Genomic DNA, 7649 nt, shown 5'->3' with positions numbered 1-7649 from the left:
ATGCTAAGGTGCCCGTACCGCAAACCGACACAGGTAGATGAGGAGAGAATCCTAAGGCCAACGGGAGAAGGGTTGTTAAGGAACTCGGCAAAATGACCCCGTAACTTCGGGATAAGGGGAGCCTCCTACGGGAGGCCGCAGCGAATAGGCCCAAGCGACTGTTTACCAAAAACACAGGTCTCTGCTAAATCGAAAGATGACGTATAGGGGCTGACGCCTGCCCGGTGCTGGAAGGTTAAGAGGAGAGCTTAGCGCAAGCGAAGGTTTGAATCGAAGCCCCAGTAAACGGCGGCCGTAACTATAACGGTCCTAAGGTAGCGAAATTCCTTGTCAGGTAAGTTCTGACCCGCACGAATGGCGTAACGATTTGGGCACTGTCTCAACAGCCCACCCGGCGAAATTGTTGTACTGGTGAAGAAGCCAGTTACCCGCAACTAGACGGAAAGACCCCATGGAGCTTTACTGTAGCTTAATACTGGAAATCGGTAAATCATGTACAGGATAGGTGGGAGACTTGGAAGCCTGGGCGTCAGCTTAGGTGGAGTCACCCTTGGGATACCACCCTTGATTTGCTGGTTTTCTAACCTGCGGCCGTGAATCCGGTCGGGGGACACTGTTAGGTGGGCAGTTTGACTGGGGCGGTCGCCTCCTAAAAGGTAACGGAGGCGCTCAAAGGTTCGTTCAGCACGGACGGAAACCGTGCAGTGAGTGTAAACGCATAAACGAGCCTAACTGCGAGACCGACGGGTCGAGCAGTAACGAAAGTTGGAGTTAGTGATCCGGCGGTATGCAAGTGGAAGTGCCGTCGCTCAACGGATAAAAGCTACCCTGGGGATAACAGGCTGATCTCCCCCAAGCGTCCACAGCGACGGGGAGGTTTGGCACCTCGATGTCGGCTCGTCACATCCTGGGGCTGAATTCGGTCCCAAGGGTTCGGCTGTTCGCCGATTAAAGTGGCACGCGAGCTGGGTTCAGAACGTCGTGAGACAGTTCGGTCCCTATCTGTTGCGGGCGTAAGAGATTTGAAGGGAGCTGTCCTTAGTACGAGAGGACCGGGATGGACGTACCTCTGGTGCACCAGTTGTTCTGCCAAGGGCATGGCTGGGTAGCTATGTACGGACGAGATAAACGCTGAAGGCATCTAAGCGTGAAACTCCCCCTAAGATTAGATCTCTCATCCTTCGGGAGTAAGGCACGTCGTAGACTATGACGTTGATAGGTCGGAGGTGGAAGCGCGGTAACGCGTGCAGCTGACCGATACTAATAAGCCGAGGGCTTGACCTTAACATGATGATTGCAGGCGCTTGCCTGATACTGGAGACTGCATTGTTCGGTTTTGAGGGTGCTGACAAAGCTCCAGATGCGCCTTTAGCTCAGCTGGTAGAGCAACTGACTCTTAATCAGTGGGTCCCCGGTTCGAATCCGTGAAGGCGCACCAATGGCCCGTTGGTCAAGCGGCTAAGACGGCGGCCTCTCACGCCGCAAACGTGGGTTCGATTCCCGCACGGGTCACCAATTTTTTAAAAATTGGTCTTGACAGTGAGAACAAAATAGAATATAATGACTTATCGTTGAGAAGAACGGTAAGGAGAAGAAAGTTTTAAAAGTTTCTTTTGCTTACTTTTCTTTTCAAAGGAAAGTAAGTTGGTGTTGATTGCGGTGAGGGTCCACCCGTTCCCATCCCGAACACGGAAGTTAAGCTCACCTGCGCCGAAAATACTTGTCTGGAGACGGACCGGGAAGATAGGTAACGCCAACACAAAGAAGGGTCTGGTCTGACCAGACCGGGCCCTTTTACATTCCTCCTTAGCTCAGTCGGTAGAGCATGCGGCTGTTAACCGCAGGGTCGTTGGTTCGAGTCCAACAGGGGGAGCCAGACAATGTGGCTCGCCGCCACAAGCGTGACGGCGAGCCTCTTTTTAAGACAGTTGGATCGGTATGGGCCTTTAGCTCAGTTGGTTAGAGCAGCCGGCTCATAACCGGCCGGTCCACGGTTCGAGCCCGTGAAGGCCCACCATTTAGGGGTATAGCTCAGCTGGTAGAGCATCGGTCTCCAAAACCGAGTGCCGAGGGTTCGAATCCTTCTGCCCCTGCCAAACAAATATTCAGCCTTTGCTGTGGATATAGATATCACGATGGCGCGGTAGTTCAGTTGGTTAGAACGCCGGCCTGTCACGCCGGAGGTCGAGGGTTCAAGTCCCTTCCGCGTCGCCATTATGCTGCTATAGCTCAGTCGGTAGAGCGCATCCTTGGTAAGGATGAGGTCCCCAGTTCGAATCTGGGTAGCAGCTCCATAGAAACCCGTTGTCCCGCAAGGGATAGCGGGTTTTTGCTTTTTCTGGAAGTCATCTCGATAGGCAAAAAGGATTGAGCAAAGGATTGAGGTAGGCCCAAAAATGAGCCGGGGAGCAATCCCCGGCCCCATCGTTACAAGATAATCACATACCGCCGTTTCATATCTTCAAGCATTTTAATGGCCTCCAGGCGCTCCCCTGGCGTGGCGTCGGGGTTGTCCCTGATCTGGCGGAGGGCTGCGGCCTGGGCCTTGACTTCCTCCATCTCCTGGCGGTGGCGCTCTCTCCTTGCCTGCTCGTTGCGCTTGCGGGTTGCTATCCCCTGGGCGTTTGATTTATTCATCTGCAATCGCCTCAAAAGTTTTCAACGGCTGTGCTTGCAAGTTCTTCCCATTTCCCGGCCATAGCGACGGTATGGGCCGGGGTGGTGCGCTGCGTCCCTCCCCCGCCGCGTCCGCTGCAATAGTTGCTGATCTCCACCAGGTCGGAGAAGTTCCGCATGGTGCTGTTTTTCCCGTTGCCGATTTGGCTGCAAAGTACATAGAGCTGCCCACGGGTTTTCGCGTCGGTGTTCTTGTCGTCGGCAAGCTCCTTTGCGTGTTTGGAGATAAGCCGGAGCATGGTGACGTTGGCGTCGTACTTGTTTACCAGGGAAAAAACATCGTCAGCGGTTAGGATGCCCGATTTCAGCAGTTCCAGGGCGTTGGCATCGATGGCGTCAGGGTCAACGGTGGAGCTGGCCCGCACATCGCTTTCAAGTTCGCGCCGGATTGCCTCTTTCTGCCGGTCAAACTCCGCCCACACGCGGCTCTCTGTTGCCTTGAAAGTGTGTTCAGCCTCCAGCAGCTCCGCCTTTGCCCGCTGCCGTCTTAGGTCATTCTCGCCCCGGTAGGTTTCCGCTCTCCACGCTTGGGCGTCTCTTTCGGCTTTCTGCGCGGCCTGGAGCTGGTTCCATGCCTCCATGTATTCCTCTCGGGCCGTCTTAAAAGCCACATCAAGGCGCTGGGCGTACTCGTTATACTTGCTCATTGTCAATCCCTCCCGATATAGTCATTCAGCGCATTACAAAGCGCCTGGGCCTCGTCGTCTGTAAGCTGGATTCCCTTCAAGGGTACTTTGCTCCCGCTCCCGTCCTGTTTCCAAAGACGCACATCAAGACGGGCCGGGCGGTTATTGAATGATACCACATTCAGCTCCCTGGTGTATGTCCCGCTGTCGCCCAGGGTGGCGATATGTTCCACGATTTTCAATTCAAAGGGTTCTCTCATTGGCTTCCTTTCTGCTACATAGCGTCCAAAATGCACAGGTTTCTTTACAGGTTGTCGGATTTGTCTTGTTTCCAAACGGACAGCGCCGCCCAGGTGCCGGCCCCTCGCCGGTCATAATACCGCATCCTTTATCGGTGTATCTAGCGCAATGCTGGGTACACTTGGAATTAAAAGGGCAGTCTCCCCAGCTCTTGGGGCGCGGCGGTTCCTTGTCCTCCGGGGGCGGTGGTACTTTGTCCACTTCAAACTCCCCGTAGGTTGTCGTGATGGTCATTGGGTATTCGATACATCCAGGTCCAACACGGCGGAAACGCTTGCCGTTTTCGTCTACTTCCCAGGGTCCAGGGTCAATCCTCATTTACATCATCCTTTCTATCAATCAATTACACAAAAATACTCTGGAATTTCATACTGCAAAATCCGGTCAAGATCTTCCATGCTGTTTCCACACAGCACCCGAACAAAGGTCCCTTTTGCTGCTATCAGGTCATCCACGGTGCCGGTCTGTTCTCCCCCGTTTGACGTGCGAAACAGAATAGTGAGCCGCTTCCCGCGTTTGCGGTCAATATAGTCTGCAATACGGCGCAGTCTGGTCTTGATCTCGTTCATAGTTCATCGCTCTCCAATTCTGGAAACTCCAGCTTTCCAACCTCCACGGCCTCGTCGATCAGTTGATACAGGGACAGGCTCAAAGCGTCTATTCCCTCCACGGGATGGGGATAGAGTACGATCCGCCGTCCGTCCGGGGTGTATGCGCCGTGTTGCATCAGATATTGCTCCGGGGTCAGGGGCGTGTGAAACTCGCTGCCGCCCACCACAATGAACGTTGTCAGCGTGGGCCGCTGACTGTCCACATAGTCAGACAGCAGCCGCAACCGCTCTTTAATGCTTGGCAATTCCTCACCCCCTCAAACGTCAACCACTATCACAGTTTTGCATGGTTTCAAAAAATCGTGGGCCTGTTCCTCACTATGAAAATCCCGCTGGAGTGCGCCACGGTAGACTGTCCAGCCGGTTTCAGTTTGGTGCATGATACCCACGCCGGGGCCGGGAATTGCTCTTTTCAGCCGGTCAAGGCGGGATTCGATGTTTTTAACCATTCGATTCATCCTTCCATCGTTCAAGTTCGGTCAGACGGTCCAGTACGTCGGTCAGCTCTGTGAATTTCAAATTGAAGTCAAGCAGGGTTCGTGCCGCTGATATTTGGGCGGGGCTGGCCTCTGTGTCATCGGTTACAATTTGGCCCAGACGGTCAATCGCGGCGGTCAGGTTCTGCCGCAGTTGCATGGTTGCGCTGTTCAAGAGTTCGGCGGCTGCCTGCTTGTAAGCGGCGGAAAACTCCGGGTCTTTTATGTACTCCCGCAAGGTGCTTTCTCCAATCCCTGCGGCCTTTGCCGCCTCCGCCCTTGTACGGCTCACAAGGAGGGCTTGCAGGGCTTTTTCTTTACGTGGTGTTATGAGTATCACCCCCTTTCTCTGGTGGTTTCTGCGGGTTTCTGGCGGTCATAAGGGCATGTTCTTCATATCAGGCCGATTTATGCCCCCATTTTGTCCCTTTTGGCCCTTTTGTCACAAGGATTGAAGAATAATTTTTTTGTGGGGCGGCCTCCGGTGGACAAATCCACCTCCCGGACATAGCCCATAGTGACAAGGGTTTGAAGGGCCGGTTCCATATCCTCCACACGCTTGAATTTCCCCTTGCACAGCCGGAACAAGTCCCGCTTGCTCATTTCATCCTGGCCACTGCTTTCAATCCTTCCCCATAGATACCGGGCGTTTTCGTATTCCTCATTCGCCCCCATGACTTGATAAGCGGCCACGGCATGAGCGGAAAGAAATTCTGCTACGCTGGTAGCCCCGGCCATAACCTCCGGGCTGATAGGGATTTCTGTGGGGTCTCCCTGTACCTCTGCGGCGTGCATCAAGGCCGCGATCCGCACCAGTGCGCCGGTAACTTTGCCGCCCCAGTCCCGCATATTTTCCCATTCATTTCCCAGCCTTTTTTCTATGTATGCCTGGTATTCTTTGCGGATTTCGTCAGCGTCAGGGGAGAGGCGAATTGTCCCGCTCCATTGTGTGGACAAGATACGCCGTACAAATGCCCTGTACTCTGCCCGGACATGGTCAGGGATAGGGAGAGGGGAAATTTCCCGGTGCCCCACCTTTGACTTGCACATGGCATACAGGAAACGGCCACATAATCCCCGGCCCCGGAAGGTGGCGTTGTTCATCAGGCCGGACAATACTTCGGGCTGGATGGTCAGCAGCATGGTCAAGCGGGGGTTTGGTATGCTGTTGGCTTTCCGTCCAATACGGTCAACCACAATCGCGTCCCCGGCGTGGCCCTTTAGGTAAATATCAAAATTTGCGGTCTTATCATATCTCCCGGACAAGCTATCGAATAGGCCGCCCTCGGCGCTACAAACGGTCATACACCCGTCCTGCCTGTCCATCAGGTCTATCAACCGCTCTGGGGTCACATCGTCCACCAGGAGGCGGAAAGGGTGCATATCCTGGAATTGTGCAAGCTGTGCCGATAGCTCCAGGGCCTCCTCCCGTTTCTCTGAAAAATTTCCTTTCCCTTTTGCTGCGGCGTTTTTAGCTGCCTCCAGAGCTTTTTCCAGAAGGGCCTTTTCTGTCTGGTTCTGGGCAATCTCCACGGCCTCCAGGTCTCTTTGCTCCGCCTCAAACTCATATATCGGTTTTGTTAAAGCGGATATGACAGCGGACTTTCTCTCTCCAGGTGGCGCTACCGCTACACAATACAGGCATAACGGCTCTCTCCAGTCCGGCGTGATCTCCACGGTGAATTTTGATTGAAACGCAGTTGCCAATACGCCCAGGGACAGGATACCGGCCATTTCCTCCGGGGTCTGCGTACTTTCTGCCAGACATTCCACAAAGGCGGCCAACGGGCCGGGCAAGTCCTCTGTGGGGAAAGGCGGGGTGTCTGTCTCATTAAAGGGGATAGGCATTTCCCATTCTTGATTCTCCGGGACAAAAGGGCCAGAAGGGCCAAAAGCCCCGGATTCCATCAGGGATTCAAAACTTTGTCGATCCACTTGGTGATAGCCCTCCTTTCCCGGAATATCTGCGCTTGTTCCTCTGGCGTCCCGAACATCAGGGCATCTGACCAGTGCTCAAAGGTTTCGTGCATCCGAATTGCGACGGCTTGTCCATCGGTCAAGCGCCCCATGTCCAGGTCATCCTCCAGAAGTAGCAAGTGCCCCTCCCGGAAAGCTGCGTTCAGGCGGTTAATAAACTCACTCCGCCATTCCTCAAAGGCATTGTGCGCCCCGGCTACTTCCAGACGGCGGCGGGCCTGTTGTGCCTCAGCCTGTGTGGGTTTTCGATGGAGCGGGAGGGCAAGGGCAAAATCAGCATTCAGCCGCTCCACGGCCCCCATAGCGTCCAGGCCCAGGAGGCGGGCGGTGAGGTCGATGGAGTCCCCGCCCACGTCACACACCCAGCACCGAAAGCGGCCCTTGTGAAAACTCATAGAGGGGTGTTTGTCAGCGTGGAAGGGGCAGAGCGCCCAGCCCCGGCGGTCAAAAGTCAAGCCATAGTGACGGGCCGCATCTTGGGCGCTCACCCGCTCCCGGACTTCGCGGAATACGTCAGTCAAGGCCCGCGCCCCTTTCGATTGCCCGCGCCGTCCGCAAAATTTCTTTTGCGCGGTGTTTCATGCTCCTGGCAAACCGTTGGGCCTCTGCCGGGTCATCTGTTACCCAATAGCCGCTTTTGTTATCTGCGACAATAAGCGCCCCGGCACGGCGCTCCTGTTCGATCTGCGCCCGGATGGTTCGATGGTCAAGGCCGGTCAATGCGCATAGTTCCCGGCCAGTTACCGCGCTCTCCTGGCTATGGCCCAGGTAGTCAGAAATTTTGATTTGACGGCCCGCCGCCGTCGTGGTAAGATAATCATAGGAAATAGCTGCCCCGCCAAAAGCCGCCGTTTCCGCCGCCCGTTCCGCTGTGCCACCAGCGGGGCGGGCTTTCTCTTTTGCGCTCATGCGTTCACTCCTTTCAGATTTGCCGCGCTCTTCGCCTCTAACTGCTGAAGAAAGAGCGGCATATTGATTCTGTA

At 55.0% G+C, this 7649-nt stretch carries 10 protein-coding genes, 7 tRNA genes and 2 rRNA genes; 9 read left to right on the top strand and 10 right to left on the bottom strand.

Features of this window, described 5'->3' with window-relative positions:
• The 9 genes from B5E56_RS12650 to B5E56_RS12610 form a co-directional block, all read left to right on the top strand.
• Window positions 1-1284: ribosomal RNA gene (locus tag B5E56_RS12650) — 23S ribosomal RNA — on the top strand; the annotation flags it as partial.
• A 78-nt stretch (window positions 1285-1362) separates the two neighbouring features.
• Window positions 1363-1438: transfer RNA gene (locus B5E56_RS12645), tRNA-Lys, on the top strand.
• A gap of 2 nt (window positions 1439-1440) precedes the next feature.
• A tRNA-Glu gene (locus B5E56_RS12640) sits at window positions 1441-1515 on the top strand.
• A gap of 128 nt (window positions 1516-1643) precedes the next feature.
• Window positions 1644-1759 (top strand): 5S ribosomal RNA (rrf, locus tag B5E56_RS12635).
• A 41-nt stretch (window positions 1760-1800) separates the two neighbouring features.
• A tRNA-Asn gene (locus tag B5E56_RS12630) sits at window positions 1801-1876 on the top strand.
• A gap of 64 nt (window positions 1877-1940) precedes the next feature.
• Window positions 1941-2017: transfer RNA gene (locus B5E56_RS12625), tRNA-Ile, on the top strand.
• A 3-nt stretch (window positions 2018-2020) separates the two neighbouring features.
• A tRNA-Trp gene (locus B5E56_RS12620) sits at window positions 2021-2096 on the top strand.
• Between the two features lie 41 nt (window positions 2097-2137).
• Window positions 2138-2214 (top strand) — tRNA-Asp (locus B5E56_RS12615).
• A 4-nt stretch (window positions 2215-2218) separates the two neighbouring features.
• Window positions 2219-2294 (top strand) — tRNA-Thr (locus B5E56_RS12610).
• Between the two features lie 133 nt (window positions 2295-2427).
• Here the strand turns inward: B5E56_RS12610 and B5E56_RS12605 are convergent.
• The 10 genes from B5E56_RS12605 to B5E56_RS12560 form a co-directional block, all read right to left on the bottom strand.
• Window positions 2428-2637, bottom strand: coding sequence for a hypothetical protein (locus B5E56_RS12605; protein ID WP_087390725.1), 210 nt, complete (start codon window positions 2635-2637; stop codon window positions 2428-2430).
• Between the two features lie 11 nt (window positions 2638-2648).
• Window positions 2649-3323 (bottom strand): hypothetical protein, encoded by a 675-nt coding sequence (locus B5E56_RS12600; protein ID WP_087390722.1) that lies wholly within the window; start codon window positions 3321-3323, stop codon window positions 2649-2651.
• A gap of 2 nt (window positions 3324-3325) precedes the next feature.
• On the bottom strand, window positions 3326-3637 hold the full coding sequence (locus B5E56_RS12595; RefSeq protein ID WP_206404987.1) for a PC4/YdbC family ssDNA-binding protein: 312 nt from the start codon (window positions 3635-3637) through the stop codon (window positions 3326-3328).
• Between the two features lie 300 nt (window positions 3638-3937).
• Window positions 3938-4171, bottom strand: coding sequence for a hypothetical protein (locus B5E56_RS12590; protein ID WP_087390716.1), 234 nt, complete (start codon window positions 4169-4171; stop codon window positions 3938-3940).
• On the bottom strand, window positions 4168-4458 hold the full coding sequence (locus B5E56_RS12585) for a hypothetical protein (RefSeq protein WP_087390713.1): 291 nt from the start codon (window positions 4456-4458) through the stop codon (window positions 4168-4170). The genes B5E56_RS12590 and B5E56_RS12585 overlap by 4 nt, the downstream gene beginning before the upstream one ends.
• A 12-nt stretch (window positions 4459-4470) precedes the next feature.
• The gene (locus B5E56_RS12580) at window positions 4471-4662 is read right to left on the bottom strand and encodes a hypothetical protein (RefSeq protein WP_087390710.1); all 192 of its coding nucleotides are present in this window, start codon (window positions 4660-4662) and stop codon (window positions 4471-4473) included.
• Complete coding sequence (locus B5E56_RS12575) at window positions 4655-4927, bottom strand: hypothetical protein (protein WP_087390707.1); 273 nt, start codon at window positions 4925-4927, stop codon at window positions 4655-4657. The genes B5E56_RS12580 and B5E56_RS12575 overlap by 8 nt, the downstream gene beginning before the upstream one ends.
• 170 nt (window positions 4928-5097) lie before the next feature.
• Window positions 5098-6624: a YfjI family protein gene (locus B5E56_RS12570; RefSeq protein ID WP_087390704.1), complete on the bottom strand. Its 1527-nt coding sequence runs from the start codon at window positions 6622-6624 to the stop codon at window positions 5098-5100.
• Window positions 6597-7187 carry a CHC2 zinc finger domain-containing protein gene (locus B5E56_RS12565; RefSeq protein WP_087390700.1) on the bottom strand — a complete coding sequence of 197 codons (591 nt, stop codon included), beginning with the start codon at window positions 7185-7187 and terminating at the stop codon, window positions 6597-6599. The genes B5E56_RS12570 and B5E56_RS12565 overlap by 28 nt, the downstream gene beginning before the upstream one ends.
• Window positions 7180-7575, bottom strand: a complete 396-nt coding sequence (locus B5E56_RS12560; protein WP_087390697.1) for a hypothetical protein — start codon at window positions 7573-7575, stop codon at window positions 7180-7182. Before B5E56_RS12560 ends, B5E56_RS12565 begins: the two co-directional genes overlap by 8 nt.
• Between the last annotated feature and the right edge of the window lie 74 nt (window positions 7576-7649).

Source organism: Flavonifractor sp. An112, assembly GCF_002161085.1.
In the GTDB taxonomy this organism is placed as follows: Bacteria; Bacillota; Clostridia; order Oscillospirales; family Oscillospiraceae; genus Flavonifractor; species Flavonifractor avicola.
The sequence above is the reverse complement of the archived record's forward strand: the minus strand, read 5'-3'. Positions and strand labels throughout refer to the sequence as shown.